This is a genomic window from Rhodospirillales bacterium, from assembly GCA_016712595.1.
Lineage (GTDB): Bacteria > Pseudomonadota > Alphaproteobacteria > Rhodospirillales > Defluviicoccaceae > Defluviicoccus.
Genome location: JADJQT010000002.1, coordinates 692,177 through 712,113, shown reverse-complemented (window position 1 = coordinate 712,113; position 19,937 = coordinate 692,177). Strand labels below are relative to the sequence as shown.

Genomic DNA, 19,937 nt, shown 5'->3' with positions numbered 1-19,937 from the left:
ATGCCCAGGGCGGGAGCCCAGCGCCGCAGTTTGCCGCGCGATAGTCTGCGGTTGCTTTTGCGCAGCACCGCTGGCGGCTGGCTGCTGCGGCCGTGGTTCGACGCCGCCACCCTCCGCATCCTGACCCAGTGGTATTTTCCGCTCTCGCGCGCGTGGGCGGCGGCACTCGCCGCCGACGGCTCCGTCGATCACTTTCTCGTCGACATTCCGTGCGAAGGGCGCCTCTTCCGCCGCATGCTGCCGTCGATCCTGTCGCGCACGAGTCTGCGCATGGCCGCCCTCGTCGCCGCTGACGCGCGCTGGGAAGAGGCACTGTTCACGTCGGCGCCCCCCAGCGCCTGGACGGTCGCGCCGGCGGCCGGGTTGGCCGGGATCGAGGCGGCGAGAATGCACGCCGCGGCGAAGGTGAGCAACCTGCGCGCTTCGTTCGTCCCTTTGCACATGCGGGCGCCGCTGCCGCCGATCGCCTGGGCGATCGAATCGGAAGGATCCGTCGCGCGACGCCATGGCGAGCGGCTTGCCCAGCTAGAACAGGCGTTCGCGGCCCACGTCGATCCCGCGGCGGTCACCGTCTCGCGCGGCTTTCTCGCCGGCAACGGCGTTGATCGCTGGGTGCGCTTTGCCGCGCCGACGACCGCAGCCGCCGGCACGGCGTGGGCGCGGGTCTCCTCGCCGGTGAAGACGCCCATGGCTGCGGCCCGTACGCCGTCGCTGATCTATGCCCACGGTATCGGGATGGAGCCCGAGTTTACCGGCGACGGGCGAAATCCGCTCGCCATGCTCGTTGGCTCAGGTGTGCGGGTGATCCGCCCGGAAGGTCCGTGGCATGGCCGCCGGCGGCTTCGCGGCTTCTACGGCGGTGAGCCGGTCCTCGGCCGTGGTCCGGGCGGACTGCTCGACTACTTCCATGCCCATGTCATCGAAATCGGTCTGCTCGTCGCTTGGGCGCGAGCGACAGGTGGCGGTCCGGTTGCGGTCGGCGGAGTCAGCCTCGGAGCGCTGACGGCGCAACTGGCCGCCGTCGCCGCCTGCAACTGGCCGGCGGAGATGCGACCGGATGCGCTGTTCCTCGTCGCGCCGTCGCATTCGCTCGCCGCGGTCACCTTCGAAGGCAGTCTGACGCGTGCGCTGGGTGTACCGGCAGCGATTCGCGCGGCAGGATGGACGAGCAGCGATATCGCCCACTGGCGCCCGCTGCTTGATCCGACCAGCAGTCCCGCGGTTCCGCCCGAGCGGATCGTCGTCCTCATCGGCATGACGGATGACGTCACCCTCGCCGCCGGCGGCGAGACCCTGGTCCGCTCCTGGGCATTGCCGGAGGAGAACGTCTTCCGCGCATCCGCCGGACACTTCTCGACGTCGTTCGGTTTCGCTCACAGCATCGCGCCGCTGCGCCAGCTTCTGCGCATTCTTGACGACGTCAAAGCGCAAGGGCAAATGCGCTTTGCAGGGGTGCGCGGGCGGAAATCCGCGCTATGATCGCGGTCACCGGCGCGCGGGTCGACCACCCGCCCCCGGGCCCGTAGCTCAATTGGTTAGAGCCGGCCGCTCATAACGGTCTGGTTGCAGGTTCGAGTCCTGCCGGGCCCACCATCCGTCCTCGCCGCCATCGCGAGCAATAACACGGTGTCCGATCGCGACCGTGCCGCGAATGCTCGTCGCGCGATCGACAGGTCGCGCACGGGCGGCCGTCCGGCACACCACACTCAAAAGTGCACGAGCCCCAGCAGGTCGTCGAACAAGACCTTGACGAAAAACAGCGCGGCGATGCAGCCGAACAGAAGGCGGACGGTATCAGTCTCGCCCGACGCGCGACGATGGCGGATCGCGTGACAGGCGATGAAACCGGTGACGGCGAGAAAGAGAATATCAACCAGCGGTCCGAGCCCGTTCGCGTCGTTGATGGTCGCCTCGCCCTCGTCCGTACCGCGATCCTGCCTCGTCGCGGGACCTGCCGTCGGCACCCAGGTTATCACAGCGCAATCGGATCGATCCCGCGAACGCATGACGTAGACACGGACGGCCCGCGTCGTGACGCCCACGGTCCGCGTGGTTGACGGTAATATGTCTGTGCTTGATCAAAAACCGGAATAGATCTCATTTTTATAAGAACGAAAAACCATCAGGATAAAAACATAGTACATATATTACTCGCAATTGTAAGCGACGACGGGAACAACGTAGGGGTTGTTCTGAAGCAAGGTACCCCGATACGCCGCCTGCTTCCCGTACTTGGCGCAGTGCTTATCCGCTTTCTCCTGCATGTTTCCTGAACCAATCGACGGCTCGCGGAACCATATCCCGTCTGGATTCTCGCCGACGACGGTGGCATCGACACTTTCGACGATCGGAACAATGCAGCCGCTCAGCGTCGTCCCCAGCAAAATCATCAGCAGAACTTTCGCCATCTCCGCTCCGTCTTTCATTGAAAATCGGCGCGACGATACCGACAGCAGTTCTGCAAGTCCACGCTACCAACCTGATTGCCCAGCGCGTTTCCGCCCAGGACGGGCAGGTCCGGATCTGCTCGGGACGTATGAGTGGGGAATCAAGCTTGCGATCGTCCCAGGCGCTGGCAAACCACCATGCTCACCGGCAGCCTGTATCGGAAATGATTCCCTGTCTTGCGCCCGAGCGTGCGCCATGGCCCGCCGTCACACCGACCGAATCGTCATCGACATCGATTTCTCCTTTCGCTGGACCGTCCGCCGTGCGAGATGATGCTTGCGCGCGGCGCCCGTCGCGCCGCGCACCTCGAAGCAAACGTCGGCGGCTGCCGTGCACAGGACAGCCTCATCATCAGACGGCAGGGGAGGAAAATGATGGAAATCAGCAAAGTGGGCGTCGTCGGCGCTGGCACCATGGGCAACGGCATCACCCAGGCTTTCGCCGCTGCGGGCTTTAGCGTCGTCATGCGCGACATCAAGGAAGAGTTCGTTGCCCGCGGCCTCGGGACGATTCGCAAGAGCCTCGAGCGCCTCGCGTCGCGCAGCAAGATCACCACCGAGGCCAAGGATGCAACCCTTGCCCGCATTCAAACGACCGTCGATCTTGGCCCCTTGGCCGAGTGCGATCTGATCGTCGAGGCGGCGCTCGAGAACGAAGTGCTCAAGACCAAGCTGTTCGGCGAGCTCGACGCCCTGGTCAAGCCGGACGCCATTCTCGCCAGCAACACCTCGTCGATCTCCCTGACCAAGATCGCCGCCTCGACCAAGCGGCCGGGCCAGGTGATCGGCATGCACTTCTTCAATCCGGTGCCGGTGATGCAGCTCGTCGAAGTCATCCGCGCGCTGCAGACCGCGGACGCGACCTGCGATGCCATCGTCGACGTCAGCAAGAAGATCGGCAAGAAGCCGCATCTGGTGAAGGACAGCTACGGCTTCGTCGTCAACCGGGTCTTGATCCCGATGATCAACGAGGCGATCAACTGCCTTTACGAGGGCCTCGCCGGCCCCGAGGACATCGACGAGGTGATGAAGCTCGGCGCCAATCATCCGATCGGCCCGCTGGCACTTGCCGACCTCATCGGTCTCGACATTACCTTGAACGTGATGCAGACGATCTACGACGGATTCGAAGATCCGAAGTACCGTCCGAGCCCGCTGCTCAAGCAGATGGTCGACGCTGGCTACCTCGGCCGCAAGTCTGGCCGCGGCTTCCACAAGTACGAAACCGCCTGAGATTCCGTTTCGGATCCAAGAATCCCCAGCGGATCGTTCACCGGTCGGCGCGTTGCGGGAGCCCGCCTGCTCCCGCAACGCCGCTCACGGCGGGGACACACAGCCGACTTGCGCCGGAAAACGAGCGCGACCCGTGTCGCAAGAAGCAAGAAGAAGGCGCACTGACAAAAGACCCTGAGCCTTATGTGTTCCGGCTTGCGTCGGCGAGTGTCGAGCGGGCGATGTCCCGCCATCCCGAGGCAAGGCCGGGAAGGTGGATAAGCTCGGCGAGATCGCTCGTCGGCCACGCTTTCGCTGCGAGCAGGCGGTTGAAGCGGGCCATCGACCAATGCGGATTCGGTCGCGCCAGCACGGCATGCCCGTCGCCCGCGGCAACGACGCCGGTCGCCAGGACACGATAGTACCAGCCCGACCGGCCATTGCGGATCATCGCCCGTGGCATGCGGCGATCGGCGAACCGTAAGGCGAGCTTGAAGCACGGCTGGCGCGGTTGCGCGATCTGCAGCGTCGCCGTACCGACGCGGACGATATCGCCAATGCAGACCTGCTCCTCGTCGGTTCCGTCGATAGTGAGATTCTCGCCGAACGCCCCCGGCACGAGCATCGCGCCATGCTCGGGAAATGTCTCCCTCCATTCGGCATAGGCGGCGTGCGCATAACCATAAACGGCTTTTTCGCTGCCGCCGTGAACCCGCAGGTCGGCCTGCTCGTCGCCGGCAAGACCGAGGTCCGTAACCGCGACGGGCCGATCGACCGGCCGTTTGACAAAGCCGCTGGGCACGCCCTCCGGTCCGAGCGGAGCGATCCGGCCGACCTGAACGGACACGACGCGGGCCGCACTATCGGCGGCAGACGGCGCGGCGTGCGTCGGGCTCGCCGTCATCGCCATGGCCTTTGCCAGTCCCGCGCCGACGAGGAGGACAGACCAGGTGGCGTCTCGCTTTGCCCGGCCTTGCCTGCAAGAAGGACGCGATGAACAACGGCGCGGTGTGACATGACCAACTCCCTCACTCGGCGAGCCCGCCCCTGGACGATGCTCGCTGATCTCCCGAAGCATCGGCTATGTTCAAGTTTGTTTTAATCGGGCAAAATCGATGCATTCTATTGCTCGAAGCGGAATAATCGTTCATGGATCGGCTAGACACTTGGGCGATCTTCGCCGCCGTCGCCGAACACGGCAGTTTTGCTGGCGCCGCGCGGGCGCTGGGACGCTCGCCAGCGGCGGTCACTCGCGCCGTCGCCGGGCTGGAGAGCCGGCTGGCGAGCCGGCTGTTTAACCGCACCACCCGCGCGGTCGCGTTGACCGATGTCGGTGCGCGGTATCTCGATACGTGCCGGCGCGTGCTCGCCGACTTCGCCGAACTGGAGGCGACGGCATCCGGCGAACGACAGCAACCACGCGGGGTGCTCAACGTCACCGCGCCGGTAATGTTCGGACGATTGCACGTCTTGCCGATCGTTCAGCAATTTCTCGCCAATTGGCCCGACGTCGACACGCGGTTGCTGTTCCTCGATCGTGTCGTCTCGCTGATCGATGAGGGCCTCGACGTCGGCGTGCGCCTCGGCCATCTTCCGGACTCCTCGCTGCGGGCAATCCTGGCCGGGCATGTCCGTCGTTGCGTCTACGCCAGCCCCGACTATCTGGCGCACTTTGGCGAGCCGCAAACGCCACAGGACCTCAGTCGTCATCGCTGCATCGCCTGCACCGGGGTAACACCGATCCCCGAGCGCTGGACGTTCGAGCATGGGGAGAGACGCCACGCCGTCGCCGTCCGGCCACGCGTGATCGTCAATACCACCGACGCCGCGATCGATGCCGCGCTCGCGGCGCTGGGGATCGTGTGCATGCTCTCCTATCAGGCGGACGCACACGTCGTCGCCGGCCGGCTCAAACGCATCCTGGTTACGAACGAGCCCCCGCCGCTTCCCATCCACATCGTTCATCCGGCCGGCCGCCACCTGTCGGCGAAAGTGCGGCTGTTCATCGATTGCGCGACCGCAGCGTTGCGCGCGCGATTTGGCGGCGAAGGATCGCACGTCGGTAATGATCGGCCATGATAATCGGCCAGCATTGTTGCATTCTATGAAATAGAGAGCGTCGAACGCTTGGCATTCATCCGTAACACGGTGAGGTCCACTCTCTTCCCGTCACGTCGATCAGCGACGCGACGGTGCTTTGATCTCACCAAGGATGCCGCGATGACCATTGCTTATCGAACCACGCACGTGGACGGGGTTACCGTCTTCTACCGGGAAGCCGGACCGGCGGATGCGCCCGCCGTGCTGCTGCTGCACGGATTTCCAACGTCCTCGCACATGTATCGCAACCTCATCCCGGCACTCGCCGATCGCTGGCGGGTGATCGCCCCGGATCTTCCCGGCTTCGGCTTCTCGGACGCCCCGGATCGCGCGACCTTCGCCTACACGTTTGCGCATCTCGCCCAGATCATGGAGCGGTTTACCGAGATTGTGGGCCTCACCCGCTACGCTCTTTACGTCTTCGATTACGGCGCTCCGATCGGCTTCCGGCTGGCCGTGAACCATCCCGAGCGGATCACCGGGCTGATCTCGCAGAATGGAAACGCCTATGAGGATGGCCTCAGCAACGCCTGGGATCCGATCCAGAGCTATTGGCGCAACCCGTCGGCGGAAAACCGCGCCGCGCTGCGAGGGTTTTTCTCCCCGGCCAGCACGCGCTGGCAGTACCAACACGGCGCACCGCATCCCGAGCATCTGGCTCCAGAATCCTGGACGCTCGACCAGGCATTGCTCGAACGGCCGGGCAACGACGAAATCCAGCTCGACCTGTTCTCCGACTATCAGAGCAATGTCGCGCTCTATCCGACGTTCCAGGCCTATCTGCGCACCCACCGTCCGCCCATGCTCGCCGTCTGGGGACGAAACGATCCGTTCTTTCTGCCCGCCGGCGCTGAGGCCTACCGGCGCGACAATCCCGACGCCGATGTACACCTGCTCGACGCCGGACACTTTCCCCTCGAAAGCAACGCCGACGAGATTGCCGGCCTGGTGCGCGACTTCCTCGGCCGCGTTCACACCGCGCCGCGCGCCGGCTGATTTTTCTCGGGCAAGCCATGTGCCCGAAACTCATCTTCGCCAGGAGACCGCGCCCATGACACACAAGACGCCCGCCGTGGTGATGCTCGCCACCGTTGCCGCCCTATCGGCCAGCGCCGCGTTCGGCCAGTCGCTGCCGACGGTCCGCACGCTGCCACTATCGCTTGCCAACGAGGCGGCACTCGCCGCCGTCGCCGCGTGCGAGCGCAGCGGTTATCATGTCACCGCCACCGTCGTCGATGCCTCGGGGCTGCTCAAGGCCGTTGCCAAGGGCGACGGCAGCCAGCCACATACCCTCGATAGCAGTCGGGGAAAAGCCTACAGCATCGTCACCTTGGGGCCGATCTTCGGCGAAACGCTGAACGGCGCGCTTTCCGATCGGCTTAATGTCACGGCGAGAAGCGCGCAGCAGTCCCTGCCGGGCGTGTTCCTGCTCGCCGGCGGCGCCTTGCTGCAGGCCGGCCCCGATGTCGTCGGCGCCATCGGTGTTGGCGGCGCTCCGGGTGGCGACAAGGACGAGGTCTGCGCCCGGGCCGGCGTCGATGCGATCGCCGCAAGACTGAGCTGAAGTGATCGTCGTCCAGTGCTGGCTGGTCAACGCGTAGCGGGTGGGCGTCGACGTCGCCATCGCAGGGGGCGAGACGGCGCCCCCCGTCGGCGCGATTGCCGGCGATCCGCCGCCGCGGGAGCGGCCTTCATGCCGTACTCCTTGAACCGCTCGACGACGCGCTCGATCTCGTCGTCGGCGAGGATGTTCGCACCGCCCAGCAGTAGCGCGACAACGTACTGGCGGGCGAGCGTTTCAACCTCGACCGCGAGCCACATCGCCTTTGCCAGAGATGGGCCGGTGGCGATCAGACCGTGATTGGCGAGCAGGCAGGCGGTTCGTCCGGCCAGGGCGCGGACCGCCGCGTCGGACAGCGCCTGCGTGCCATAGGTCGCATAGGGCGCGCAGCGAATGGAATGACCGCCGCTGATCGCCACCATGTAGTGGGCCGCCGGGATTTCCATGCCGCGCATGGCCAGGGCGGTGCAGTAGGTGGGATGCGCGTGCACGACCGCGTTGACCGCCGGCGATGACGCCAGGATGTCGCGGTGAATCCGCCATTCGCTCGACGGGGCCAACGGGTGACGATAGCGGCCGTCCATCTCGACGCGGACGATATCGACGGCGCGAAGCTGATCATAGGGAATACCACTGGGCGTGATCAGCATGCCGCCGTCATGGCGCGCGCTGAGGTTCCCGGACGTTCCCTGGTTAAGGCCGGTGGCGTTCATCTCGAGGCACCGGGCGACGAGGTCACGGCGGATCGCGTAGTCGCTCATGGGATCAGTCTTGCGTCGTCCATGGCCCACCGTCAATGCCGCGGCACACCAAGGCTGGATCACAGTGCTTGGCCGGGAGGCAGGACGATCGCACACCTCCCGCTTCGAGGCCCACGGCGTCGCGCCCACCCGAGGCCTATTCAACTTCAACGCGTGGTCAAGCAGAACGGCGCGCGAGTCTTTCAAGACAAAACCAGCACCGGTGTTCGGCAGGGTCGGCGAAGACAGGTCTCATGCTACCGAAAGTAATAACGTCCTACGAAACCCGACCTCACTCACGCCACCCGGATGAAATACGACAGAATTCGCGTTAGCATGGCACGGGAACGATCCCGCGTTTGGAAACTTCCTGGGTGATGGAGCCGCCGGGCGGTGCGGATCTGTGCCAACGAATAATGCGACCCTCCGGCGTAATCTCTTCCCCGGGTCTTCCTGGCGAAGAGAGGCGCCGGGTTTGACGGGAGGATTGATCGTGCCAAGGAGAAAACCCGCAGCCTGGGGCCGGATGGTCGCACTGATTGTTGCCGGGATGGTGCTTGCCGCGAACGTCGCGCTGGCGACGGATAGCGAGCGAAGCGATGAGGAAACAGCCATCAGCCTCGCCGAACTGCTCCGCGCCGCGCGCGGTGTGATCTCGGCGAAACAGGACCTGATCAACGATCCAAGCATCGGAGATAAGGGTTTGACCGGAGCGGTGGTCCTTGCCGACGCGCGGCAGCGCTACCGGCAGGCGACGGGGGATGATCTCGCCAGCAACACTGCGCAGAGCCGATACGGACGCGCGATGTCGGCGCTTGAAACGTCGATCGTCGAGGTCACCGACGAACATCAGTCAACGATCAACCTGCCGGGAGTCGGATTCAAGGGCTTCATTCCTGCGGTTTTCGCCAGACTCGTCAACGAGCGTTTTGACACACTGATGCAGGGACAGGCGGAAATGAAGGTTACAGCTCCCAAGGAGTTAGTACGCAACCGCAAATCATTACCCGATCCATGGGAAGAAAATATCATAGATACAAAGCTTAAATCCCCAGACTGGACCACGGGAAAACCGATTCAGGATTCGCAAAGCGTGCACGGACGCCAAGCATTCCGCTTTTTAATCCCGGAGTACTACCAGACATCCTGTCTCGTCTGTCATGGCCATCCCAAGGGTGAAATGGATATAACTGGCTACCCGAAAGAGGGTGGCGACGAGGGCTCGCTTGGCGGCGTGATCAGCGTGATCTTGTACCGTTGATCAACGCGACGAGACCCAAACGCCGGTCAATGACCGCGAACGTTCGGGTGCGGCACAACGCGAGCGGAAGCAGTTCAAGCATGATGCGGTTTTCCATTCGAACCCGGTTCATCGTTCTGGCGGGCGTCGGCCTCGTCGTGTTCCTCGCCACCACTTTCTTTTTAACGCGCACGCTCGTGCGTAACACGGCGTCGCTGGCGGAGCAGACCCGGCTCGTCGAGGTACTGGAGACGGCCTATCGGGCGAGCAGCCAGTTTAACGAGATGAAGTACTGGCTCACCGACCTGGCGGTGAGCTTGCTGATGAACGCGGAGACGCGCGCCCGAGCGGCGCGCGCCAGCCTCGACGACGAACTCGATCGGCTCTCCGCGGTCGCCCCCCAGGCGGCCGGCGCCATTCGCTCCGACGCCGACCGGGTCATGCAGCAATCGCTGCTGGCGGTCGATGCCTACACACACGACCAGCGCGTTCTCGGCAACTCCCTGATGGCGCCGGCGCGCGCCGACATGCAGGACGCGGACACCAAGCTCGCCGCACTGGTTACGCGGCTGCGCGAGGAATCGCGGAGTTTGCGCGATCGGGTAGCCCGCCAAACCGAACAGACCCTTCATCTGGCGCTGGCAGCCGTCGCGGTGGCGGTGGTGACCGGTTTTGCTCTGACTGGCCTACTGCTGCGTTCCATCTCGCTGCCGCTCGCCCGCCTCGTCAGCGCCATGGATGGCCTTTCCGCCGGAAACCTGCGCGTCGACATCCCACCGGCAGGCAGGGACGAAATCGGCGCCATGTCGCGAACCCTTGAACTGTTTCGCGAGAGCCTGCTCGCGCGCGAACGGCTCAGCCGGGAACGAGACGAGCAGCGGCGGACGATCGAAACCGCGGTCGAGACAATCACCGACGGAATCGTGCTTTACGACAACGACGATCGGCTCGTGCTGGCCAACAGCCGGTTCAAGGAGCTGTACGCCAGCTTGCAGCACTGCGTGGTCGCCGGTGTGGCCTTCGAGGACATCGCGCGCGCTGCGCTGGACCTCGGGCTTCACGATCCAGGTGAATGGTCCCGCGAGGCTTGGCTGCAACACCGCCTGAACGAGCACCGCAATCCGGGTGGCTCGCACCTCCACCGTCACGGGGACAGCCGCTGGATCCGCGTGACCGAGCGCAGAACGCCCGATAACGGGACGGTCGCGGTCTATACCGACGTCACCGAGCTCAAGGAGCACGAGCAAGAACTGCGGGCCGAGAAGGAACGGGCGGAAGATGCATTGCACGCATTGCAGCGGGCACAGAACAGCCTCGTGCAGGCGGAGAAACTTGCCCTTCTAGGTCAACTGGTCGCCGGCATCGCCCACGAAATCAAAAATCCGCTCAACTTCGTCAACAATTTCGCCAGCCTGTCGGCAGAGCTGTTGTCTGAGCTGAAAGTGCTGTTGGACGATGCGGTCCCCCACCTCGACGTCGCCGCACGCGAGGAGATCGAGGACCTCTTTGCGACGGTGACGGGCAATCTCAAGAAGATCGCGGAACACGGGGCGCGGGCGGATTCGATCGTCAAGAGCATGTTGGCGCACTCGCGCGAGGGTCCGGCGGAACGTCGTCCCGCCGACATCAACGCACTCGTCGAAGAAAGCCTGAACCTTGCCTATCACGGCGCGCGCGCTCAGGACCGGAGTTTCAATATAACCTTGCAGCGCGATCTCGACCCCGCTGCGGGAACGGTTGAGATCATCCCGCAGGACATCAGCCGGGCGCTGTTGAACCTGTTCTCCAACGGTTTTTACGCAACCCAGGAGCGCCACAGGACATGTGCCGATCCTACGTACGAGCCGACGCTCGCCGTTGCCACCCGGCGCACCAATGACGCCATCGAGATTCGCGTCCGCGACAATGGCACCGGCATTCCCGCGCACGCCGTCGAGAAGGTCTTCACGCCGTTTTTTACCACCAAGCCCCCGGGCGAAGGCACCGGCCTCGGCCTGTCGTTGAGCTATGACATCGTTGTCCACGCGCACAACGGAACGTTCGATGTCGACTCACGCCCGGACGAGTATACGCAGTTCACCGTGCGCCTGCCGTGCGGTAAAGTAGCCGAAAAATCGGGGGAGGCCGACAGATGACGGTCGAGGTTCTACTTGTCGACGACGAGGTCGATGCCCTAGAGCTGTTCCGGCAGTCTTTCCGGCGTGAGATCCGGCGCGGCGAACTGGATATTCAGTTTACCACCTCCGGCGATGAAGCCCTTGCGTTCCTCGCCGGCAGTCATGCCGCCGAGCGGTTCCTGGTGCTGTCCGACATCAACATGCCGGGAATGACCGGGCTCGACCTGCTGCGCGAAGCCAAGCAGCGCTGGCCGCGCCTTGTCGTGATCATGGTTTCAGCCTATGGCGATGCAGACAATCGCCGCCGCGCCCTTGACTATGGCGCCAGCGATTTCGTCACCAAGCCGGTCGATTTCGGTGATCTCAAGCGCACCCTGGAGCCTTACGTTGCCGGAGACGGCATTTGATGGTCAAAAAGATCCTGGTTGTCGACGACGAGCCCGATCTCGAATTACTCGTAACGCAAAAATTTCGCCGCCGGATTGGCGCGGGCGAATACGCTTTCCTGTTCGCCAGTGACGGCGAGGAGGCGCTTGCACGGCTGGAAAGCCACCCGGATGTCGACGTCGTCCTGTCCGATATCAATATGCCCCGTATGGACGGGTTGACCCTGCTCACGCGCCTGCAAGACCTTTCAAGCATGCTGCGGACGGTGATCATCTCCGCTTACGGCGATATGAAGAACATTCGAACCGCGATGAATCGCGGCGCCTTCGACTTCATCACCAAGCCGATCGATTTCGACGATCTGGAAGCCACCATCGCCAAGACCATCGCCGACCTCGACGCCTTACGCCGCGCCAACCAGCTGCGAATCGAGGCGGAGCGGGCACGCGCCAATCTCGCGCGTTATTTCTCGCCTAATCTCGCCAATTATCTGGCTGACCACCCCAAAGCGCTCGATCTCGGCGGTGAGCGCCGGGAACTGACGTTCCTGTTTACTGACCTTGCCGACTTCACGCCGTTTGTCGAACGGCTTGATCCATCGATCGTCGTCACCGTCATGAACGAGTACATGGGGGAATTGTCCCGCATCGTCTTTGCGCATGGCGGAACCATCCATACGCTGGTCGGCGACGCCATTCACGCCATGTTCGGCGCTCCCCTCGAGCACGCGGACCATGCTGCCCGTGCTGTCGCCTGCGCCCTCGAGCTGGACGCATTCGCGCGCGCGTTTTCCGAGAGCAAGAAGGCGGAGGCGGTGCCGATCGGTCATACCCGCATTGGCGTGCATACCGGAGCCGCCATCGTCGGCAATTTCGGCGGTGACGCATTTTTCCACTACACCGCCTACGGCGATGCGGTCAACACGGCCGCGAGACTGGAGACGGCCAACAAACAACTCGGCACGCGCGTGTGCGTCAGTGGCGAAACGGTGCGTCTTATTCCGGATTTCGTCGGCCGGCCCGTTGGCACTCTCATGCTGAAGGGTAAGGAACGGGGGATTGACGCATTCGAGCCCCTCGATTCCACCGCCAGCCAGTCGCGGGGAATGGTGAACTACCGACAGGCATTTGAGCTACTGGCGGCCGGTGATCCGAACGCCACCCAGAGTTTCGCCGCCTGCGTCGGCGCCAACAGCGATGATCGGCTGGCTACCTTCCATCTCCGGCGGCTCCTCGCCGGCCAGACCGGCCCGGTCATCGCTCTGACGGGCGCCTAGCTAAACAGTGATCTTCCTGCGGGAGCGCGGATCGGGCGATCGCGTTGTCTGTGCTCGACCGCTCCTGCCATCGCCTTCCACCGTACGCCGATTTGGTTAGAGTGGCGCTAGAACAACGACCGGACGAGAAGGATTGCCGGGCGCAACCGATGTCGATCTCTGCGTCACCGAGCCCAAGCCTCGCGCAAAGCCACCGTGTTCGCGTGCCCAACGCAGCACGGGGCCGTCTGCTGGCCGAGGGCGTACGCCACTACGAGGAGGCGCGCGGCGCACCGCTTGACGAGCCGGCGGCGGAAGCGGCGGCGCGTGCCGCGGGAGGCGATCTGGAGGAGCGGATTATCGTTCGCGCACGACACCTGACGATAGCGGCGCCCCTGCTCGCCGCGTTTGCCCGGCTGCGCGAGACGACGGTTATCGCGACGGCGATCGCCGCGATCATCGCCGCCTCTGCCGGCGCCGCTTCGGTGCGCGTCGTGTTGGGATCGCACGGCGACGGGCCGGTCAACGTTTTCTGGGCAATCGCCAGCCTCCTCGGCCTGCATACGCTGACACTGCTGATCTGGCTGGCGCTGATCGTCTTTGGACCGGGCGGCGCCGCAGCGAGCATCCTCGGCAGAGGCGTCGCCGCGATGGGCGGATGGCTCAGCCGCCGGTTTGGCCACGGTCACGTCGAACTTGCCGCCGTGCGCGCCGCCAGCAGTGTGCACGCCGAAGGCAAGAGTGCATGCTGGTCATTGAGCGCGATGGCGCACACGCTGTGGATCGCGTTTCTCACCGGCTGCATCTTATCGGCGCTGATCATGCTCGGCACCCGGCAATACGATTTCGCCTGGGAAACCACGATCTTGTCCGAACCCGCCTACATAACGGCGACGCGGACCCTGGCAACACCACTCGACGCTCTCGGCTTTGCCGTGCCGGACGCGGAGCAGGTTGCCGCCAGCCGGTGGCGCGCCGAAGGCAAGGCTTTCGGCGAGTCCCGGATTGCCTGGGGCGGCCTCCTGATCGGCTGCCTGCTGCTCTACGGTCTTGCTCCGCGCAGTGTGGCACTCCTGGTGAGCCTGATCGCCCTTTCTTGCGCCCGGCGGCGCTTTCGCCTCGACTTAACGCACGCGGGTTTCGCCCGCCTCAGTCGTCGGCTGATGCCGATCGCCCGGCCGACCGGCGTGCGCGACAGCGACGACGCGATGAGACGGGATATACAGGACGACAAGACCATTGCGCCGGATGTCCTGCCGATCGCCGGCCAAGGTCCCGCCGGCATTCTCGGGTTTGAGATCGAGCCTCCCAGCTCGGGCTGGCCACCTGATCTTCGCGGCTTGCGCTGGCAGGATTTCGGCTTCATCGACGATCGGCAGGATCGGCAACGGGTGATCGCGGACCTGAGCGAGGCGAGCGGCTTGCGCGCCCTCGTCGTCGTCTGCTCGCTGGCAGCGACACCCGACCGCGGCACCGGCGTCGTGCTGGACGCCCTGCGCCGATCCAGCCCCTGCCCGCTCGTCGTCGTGCTCAGCGACGGCCAGCGTGTGCGCGAACGCATGCCGCGCGTTGAGGTCGAACAACGAATCGCCGACTGGCAGGCGCTGGCCATGCTTGCCGGCGTCGCGGCCGCATACATCGTCGCCTGCGACCTGCCGCACCTGACGGACGCAAGCCGAGACCGCCTCGCACGCCTCCTTGCCGGCGGCACGGGCGATGCGACAGCGCCGGACGCACACGCCGGCGCTGAGCGCCTGGCACGCGCTTTCGCGCTCATCGTGTCCCGCGCGCGCACCTGGACAGCGGCGCCGGGCGTACACGAGCAAGCCGCGCTGCACCGGGCGATCGCCGATGTCTACGCGAGCAGCGGCGAGCCGCGCTGGCAGACCATCCTGCGGGCGCGCGCGGCCGGCGCCGCACCGCGCCTCGACGATCTCAAATCCGGCGCCCGTCGCATGGTGGCGCTGCTGCCCGCCCGCTTGCGGGCAGACCCGCGCTGGCTTGCCGCCGGCGCCGCGGCGGGCGCATTAGGCTGCATTGCCGCGGCAGGCTTGATCGCGCCGGCGGCAATCGCTGCGTTGCCGGCATGGGCCGGGCTCGGCGCCGGCGCCGCAGCGCTGCTGGGACCTTCTCTCGCCACGTCCCACAACGATTCCGATTCGCCCGCCGATCTTAGTCAGGCGGTCCGCGCTGCCGCCCTGTTCGCCCTCCTCCTCGAATTGCAAGGACGCGACGAAGCGGCGATCGGCCGCAGCCTGGACGGCATTGTCGGCGACGATGTCCCGCCACCGATCGCCGATGCCGACACGGCGCGGTCGTGGCTGGATACCCTCGCTCAGCGCTTTGAGCGCATCCGGGGGGAGGAAGAGCCATGACCCCCGGATCGCAGGCGCTGCCGGACGGACTCGTGCCGCTCAAGATCGCCATCGTCGGCCATACGAACACCGGAAAAACGTCGCTGGTGCGCACGTTGACCCGCGATGCCAACTTTGGCGACGTTTCAAATCGGGCGGCGACCACGCGTTGCGTCGAGGGCAGTACCCTGCTGGTCAAGGGGCGACCGTTTATCGAGCTCTACGATACGCCCGGCCTCGAGGATCCCGGCGGATTGCTGGAATTGATCGACGGGCGGCGCGGCGACGGCAGAGCGGACTGGATCGATGTCATCGAAGCCTTTCTCGCCAGCGACGAGGCGCGCGGCCGCTTTTCCCAGGAAGCCCAGGCGATCCGTCAGGTGCTGGCGAGCGACGCCGCCCTTTACGTGGTCGACGCGCGCGACCGGGTGCTGGGCAAGAACCGGGACGAACTGGAAATTCTCGGACGATGCGCCCGGCCTGTCGTTCCGGTACTCAACTTCGTCGCCGGATCGGGCGCGCAAACGGCCGCTTGGCGCGCGCATCTCGGCCGGATCAATATGCATGCCATCGCCGAATTCGATACCGTCGTCTTCGACGCCACGGGCGAACAGCGGCTGTTCGAGACGATGCGCGTCCTGCTCGCCCGCTTCCGTCCGACGCTCGACGCGCTGATCGCGGAGCGCGCGAGCGAACGCGCGCGGCTCGTCCGCTCCGCTGCGGAGCTGCTCGCCGACCTGCTGATCGACGCCGCCGCCTTTTCGCTCATCGTGCCGGAGACGGAGATCGACCGACAGCACGAGAGCATCGCAGCGCTGCAGCGGACGGTCCGCGACGGCGAACAGCGTTGCATCGCGGCGTTGCTGGAGCTGTTCCGCTTCACGTCCGATGCGTACGAGGCTGACCGGCTACCGCTTGAAGACGGCCAGTGGGGCATTGATCTGTTCAGCCCTGCGGCGCTCCGCCAGTTCGGCATTCGTGCCGGCAGCGCCGCGGCCGCTGGCGGGCTCGCCGGAGTCGCCATCGATGTCGTCACCGGCGGCCTGTCGCTCGGCGCCGCGGCCATTCTCGGCGCCGCCCTGGGCGCCCTGTGGGGCAGCGTTGCGACTCACGGCCGGCGATTAGGCGACGTCTTTCGCGGCTTCACCGAGCTCAAGGTGACGGAGGAAACGCTAAGGCTTCTCGCCGCGCGCGAAACCTTGCTGATCGAAGCGCTGCTGCGCCGGGGTCATGCCGCGCAGCAGGCAATCCCGGCGAGCCGATCCGATGAGGATGCCGTGCGACGTCACGCCTGGATGGATCGATCATTACCGGAGACCTTGGTCGACGCGCGCATTCACCCCGAATGGTCGCGCTTCGCCGTGCTTGACGCCCGCGCCGCCCCCAACGATCGCGACCGTACCATCGCCCGCGACCGCCTTGCCGATCAGATCGAACACCACCTCGCGCAGGTGGAATCCCAAGCCATCGGCAAAGCCCCATCCGAAACCCGCGCCGGCTGAGTTGTAGGCGGCGCGCACCGTCTCGCGCGCCGCCGCGTACGCCCGTCGTCAGGCTGCAGCAACATCTTCGATGGTGATGCCGGTGATCCAGGCTTTCGCCGCAACTTCGATGCAGACATTGGAATTGGCGGCGAGTTCGACGGTCAGGGTTACGTTACGACCGGCAAAACGGGCGAGATCGATGCCGCCGCGCAAGGTCCATTCGTCCTCGCTGAACTCCATGCCGCGGACGGAGACTTCGTCGACCGGAATACCGTCGACCAGGACGCTGAAGCTCGCTGTCGTCAGGATGTTGATCGCGGCATCCAGCGACAGTTTGCGCTGGTAACTCAACTGGGGGCTGCCTCCGAGCGTGAGCGTACGCGACGCCACCATGACCTTGTTGCCGATATCGCAGTTGACGCCCGATGATGCGTAACCGAACAGGACCCGCCCGCCACCCGGCCCCCTGTCCGCATCGTCGAGAAGCTGCCAGCCATCGCCTTCCCAGCCGGACCCGGCGATATCTACAGTGCGACCAGGGCGTGACGGCCCATCGCCGCGGGGATGCAGCAGACCTGCCGCCTCGAACGACTTGGTCAGGATCGACTGCACATCAATGCCACCGATCGTACCGCGTCCCGAGGGCCTGGCGCCCGGGCCGGAGCCGGCCTGTCCACTGCGCTTCTCGCCCAGTGCGGCGAAGCGCTCGGCCGTCTCGAGCGATTTTTCGATCAGGCCCTGCACGTCAATGCCGCCGGCGCGGAGTCCCGCCGACGGTCCCTGCCGTCGGGCCTGGCGCAGACTTCTCAACGCCCCCGCCGCCTCGAACGCCCTGCCAAGGATCCCGCCAATATCGACACCTGGCGATGGCCCCTCCCCGCCACGCCGCGCCGTCTGATCGGCGCCGGGCGCATCGGCCTTGCGCTCGTCCATGCGTTCGGCCTTACCGGGTGATGAATCCGACTGTGGCGACGCGGTGCGAATGGGGATTTCGATTGCGACCGGCAGTCCGTCCGTTCGCGGCGCGAGGGCCGGTACTTCCTTGTCGAGGACGGTGGGCCGTATCGCCTCGGCCGGCGGCGCGGCCATAACCGGCGGGGCGATCGAAGCGTCCGGCTCCGTTGCCTTTGCTTTTGGCGCGCGTGTCGGTTCCGCTTCAAACGAAACGTCGATTGCCGGACGGCGCTCGCCAATCAGACCCCAGGAACGAGCAATCATCAGGCTTGACGAGACACCCGCGTCGACGATGAACGGGCCGGCCACACCACAGCCGTCCTCGCCGGAGGGATCGATCGGCGCGCCGTGAGCCATGCCTGCGACAACGACGGACTCGACGCGCGCTGCCCCGCTTTCGTCCTTCCAAACGCTGCGCACGAAACGCTGGGTGCGCTCCACCTCCGGTTCCGTCGCCGCGAGGCCGTGCACGTCGAGCCACTGCTTGACGCTCTCCGCGGCGTTGCTGGGCTTGACGGTCGAATCGGCATCGCCGTGCCAGACGGCGATTTTCGGCCACGGCCCCTGGTGCAGCGAAGCGGCGCGAACGAGATCGCCCCAGTCTTGCGCCGGCCGGGTGGGTCCTTGAAAGATCACCTCGAACGCCTCCTGCAGGCCGCTGGCGCTGCGATAGGGCACGCCGGCGATGACCGCTCCACCGGCGAAAACCTCGGGGTATGTGGCGAGCATGACGGAGGTCATCGCCCCGCCGGCCGATAGACCGGTGACAAAGACGCGCGAGTGATCGATGCCGTGGCGGGCGGCCATCTCGTCGATCATCTGGCGGATCGACAGGGCCTCGCCTGAGTCGCGAGCGTTATCGTCGGTGCGAAACCAGTTGAAGCAACGCATCGGATTGTTCGTCCGCCGCTGTTCGGGAAGCAAAAGGGCGAAACCGTAGCGCTCGGCGAGTGTCGACCAGCCGGTGCCGGTGTCGTAGGAGGTCGCCGTCTGGGTGCACCCGTGCAGCACGACGACCAGCGCCGGTGTCGCACCGAGGCTTTCCGGCACGTAGGCCAGCATCTTCAGGTTGCCGGGATTGCTGCCGAAGTCAGTGACCTCGGTGAGGCGCGGAGCGCGCGCTTGGGCAGTGTCTGCCGCTGTGCCCGCCGCCGCGTCGACCGCGGCTTGCGCGCTTTCCGCGACCGAGACGAATTTTTCCCATGCGCGCCGATGGCGGCCATTACGGGCGAGATGAGCGAGGCTGGATATCGTCTGTCCGAGTTCGATCACGGAGGGCGTCCCTTTTTCTGATGGGGCAGTAAGAGCAGCGATCTCGATCAGCTTGCTGACTGGCAGAAACACGCTGTGGAAAAGGCCCGGATCGGCGGTTCCGCCGCGACCGGGGTCGAGCCAGGCGGGCAACTGGCCGCCTTCGGGTAATTCGTAGCGCTGTGCGATCACGGTGCGCCTGCCGTCCATCCAGGCGGCGAGTTGCAGCGCCGCGACCGGAAAGCCGCGGTTTACCCAGACGCCGAACACATCCCGGGCGATGGCGCGGACGTCGCCGTCTCGTGCCTCGTCGAGCAGACGGGCAAGTGCGTCACCGAACTCAAATTGAGCGAGAGCCAGCGGCGGCGCGGCGCGTTGACGGTGATCGCGCCGGGTGGCGGGAACGCCGACAATAACGCCAGGACTGGTCGCATCGTCGGCGATCGCCGTTGGTCTAAGCGCGCGAAAGCAGCGGACAGCCTCCACAGTGTGAATCTGTTGTGGAGCCGCCATGACACCGACGAGAAGATCGGCGGCATAATCGGCGGTTGCCGGCGGTGCGCCGGGACCACGTGGACCGGGAGGGATCAGGCCGCCGGTAACAAGGAGCGTCACGCGCACCCGGACGTCGCGGCGCGACGCCCCAAGGATATCGGCCAGCCGCTCGCTGAATTCGTATCGTCTCAGTCCTGTTTTCATGACAGGACGCTACCATGCGCCGTTTATGAGCACCATAGTTTTTTAATAACTGTCGTTTATTAATTTGTTCGGACGGCCTGGGGACAGGGATGCCCTTCATCACCAACGCGGAAGAAGAGGTCGGCTCCGTGGAGCG

16 protein-coding genes and 1 tRNA gene are annotated in these 19,937 nt (G+C 65.3%); 12 read left to right on the top strand and 5 right to left on the bottom strand.

Annotated features, from left to right (window positions below):
• A complete protein-coding gene (locus IPK66_15150) occupies positions 1 to 1,479 on the top strand; it encodes an alpha/beta hydrolase family protein (GenBank protein ID MBK8176552.1) in 1,479 nt (492 codons plus the stop codon).
• 37 nt (positions 1,480 to 1,516) lie between these two features.
• Positions 1,517 to 1,593, top strand: a tRNA-Ile gene (locus IPK66_15145).
• Between the two features lie 113 nt (positions 1,594 to 1,706).
• On the opposite strand, the gene IPK66_15140 is transcribed toward IPK66_15145, so the two are convergent.
• Both IPK66_15140 and IPK66_15135 read right to left on the bottom strand, forming a co-directional pair.
• Positions 1,707 to 1,964 carry a hypothetical protein gene (locus IPK66_15140; GenBank protein ID MBK8176551.1) on the bottom strand — a complete coding sequence of 86 codons (258 nt, stop codon included), beginning with the start codon at positions 1,962 to 1,964 and terminating at the stop codon, positions 1,707 to 1,709.
• A 183-nt stretch (positions 1,965 to 2,147) separates the two neighbouring features.
• Positions 2,148 to 2,408 carry a hypothetical protein gene (locus IPK66_15135; GenBank protein MBK8176550.1) on the bottom strand — a complete coding sequence of 87 codons (261 nt, stop codon included), beginning with the start codon at positions 2,406 to 2,408 and terminating at the stop codon, positions 2,148 to 2,150.
• 414 nt (positions 2,409 to 2,822) lie between these two features.
• Between IPK66_15135 and IPK66_15130 the strand changes: the two genes are divergently transcribed.
• Positions 2,823 to 3,680, top strand: coding sequence for a 3-hydroxybutyryl-CoA dehydrogenase (locus IPK66_15130; protein ID MBK8176549.1), 858 nt, complete (start codon positions 2,823 to 2,825; stop codon positions 3,678 to 3,680).
• 181 nt (positions 3,681 to 3,861) lie between these two features.
• On the opposite strand, the gene IPK66_15125 is transcribed toward IPK66_15130, so the two are convergent.
• A complete protein-coding gene (locus IPK66_15125; protein MBK8176548.1) occupies positions 3,862 to 4,563 on the bottom strand; it encodes an MOSC domain-containing protein in 702 nt (233 codons plus the stop codon).
• A 245-nt stretch (positions 4,564 to 4,808) separates the two neighbouring features.
• Here IPK66_15125 and IPK66_15120 point away from each other — a divergent pair, with 245 nt between their 5' ends.
• The 3 genes from IPK66_15120 to IPK66_15110 all read left to right on the top strand — a co-directional run bounded on the left by IPK66_15120 (position 4,809) and on the right by IPK66_15110 (position 7,323).
• Complete coding sequence (locus tag IPK66_15120; GenBank protein ID MBK8176547.1) at positions 4,809 to 5,738, top strand: LysR family transcriptional regulator; 930 nt, start codon at positions 4,809 to 4,811, stop codon at positions 5,736 to 5,738.
• A gap of 141 nt (positions 5,739 to 5,879) precedes the next feature.
• Positions 5,880 to 6,755 (top strand): alpha/beta hydrolase, encoded by an 876-nt coding sequence (locus tag IPK66_15115; GenBank protein MBK8176546.1) that lies wholly within the window; start codon positions 5,880 to 5,882, stop codon positions 6,753 to 6,755.
• A 55-nt stretch (positions 6,756 to 6,810) separates the two neighbouring features.
• A complete protein-coding gene (locus IPK66_15110) occupies positions 6,811 to 7,323 on the top strand; it encodes a heme-binding protein (GenBank protein ID MBK8176545.1) in 513 nt (170 codons plus the stop codon).
• 26 nt (positions 7,324 to 7,349) lie between these two features.
• On the opposite strand, the gene IPK66_15105 is transcribed toward IPK66_15110, so the two are convergent.
• Complete coding sequence (locus IPK66_15105; protein ID MBK8176544.1) at positions 7,350 to 8,081, bottom strand: class II aldolase/adducin family protein; 732 nt, start codon at positions 8,079 to 8,081, stop codon at positions 7,350 to 7,352.
• Positions 8,082 to 8,610: 529 nt separating this feature from the next.
• Between IPK66_15105 and IPK66_15100 the strand changes: the two genes are divergently transcribed.
• From IPK66_15100 to IPK66_15075, 6 genes are all read left to right on the top strand, one after another.
• Complete coding sequence (locus IPK66_15100) at positions 8,611 to 9,321, top strand: DUF3365 domain-containing protein (GenBank protein ID MBK8176543.1); 711 nt, start codon at positions 8,611 to 8,613, stop codon at positions 9,319 to 9,321.
• Between the two features lie 713 nt (positions 9,322 to 10,034).
• A complete protein-coding gene (locus IPK66_15095) occupies positions 10,035 to 11,435 on the top strand; it encodes a PAS-domain containing protein (protein ID MBK8176542.1) in 1,401 nt (466 codons plus the stop codon).
• Complete coding sequence (locus tag IPK66_15090) at positions 11,432 to 11,824, top strand: response regulator (protein ID MBK8176541.1); 393 nt, start codon at positions 11,432 to 11,434, stop codon at positions 11,822 to 11,824. The genes IPK66_15095 and IPK66_15090 overlap by 4 nt, the downstream gene beginning before the upstream one ends.
• Positions 11,824 to 13,080, top strand: a complete 1,257-nt coding sequence (locus IPK66_15085) for a response regulator (GenBank protein MBK8176540.1) — start codon at positions 11,824 to 11,826, stop codon at positions 13,078 to 13,080. The genes IPK66_15090 and IPK66_15085 overlap by 1 nt, the downstream gene beginning before the upstream one ends.
• Positions 13,081 to 13,283: 203 nt before the next feature.
• Positions 13,284 to 15,434, top strand: coding sequence for a DUF2868 domain-containing protein (locus tag IPK66_15080; GenBank protein ID MBK8176539.1), 2,151 nt, complete (start codon positions 13,284 to 13,286; stop codon positions 15,432 to 15,434).
• Complete coding sequence (locus IPK66_15075; protein MBK8176538.1) at positions 15,431 to 16,915, top strand: GTPase/DUF3482 domain-containing protein; 1,485 nt, start codon at positions 15,431 to 15,433, stop codon at positions 16,913 to 16,915. The genes IPK66_15080 and IPK66_15075 overlap by 4 nt, the downstream gene beginning before the upstream one ends.
• Before the next feature lie 48 nt (positions 16,916 to 16,963).
• Here IPK66_15075 and IPK66_15070 read toward each other — a convergent pair whose 3' ends face one another.
• Positions 16,964 to 19,801 (bottom strand): PHB depolymerase family esterase, encoded by a 2,838-nt coding sequence (locus IPK66_15070; GenBank protein MBK8176537.1) that lies wholly within the window; start codon positions 19,799 to 19,801, stop codon positions 16,964 to 16,966.
• Positions 19,802 to 19,937 lie beyond the last annotated feature (136 nt).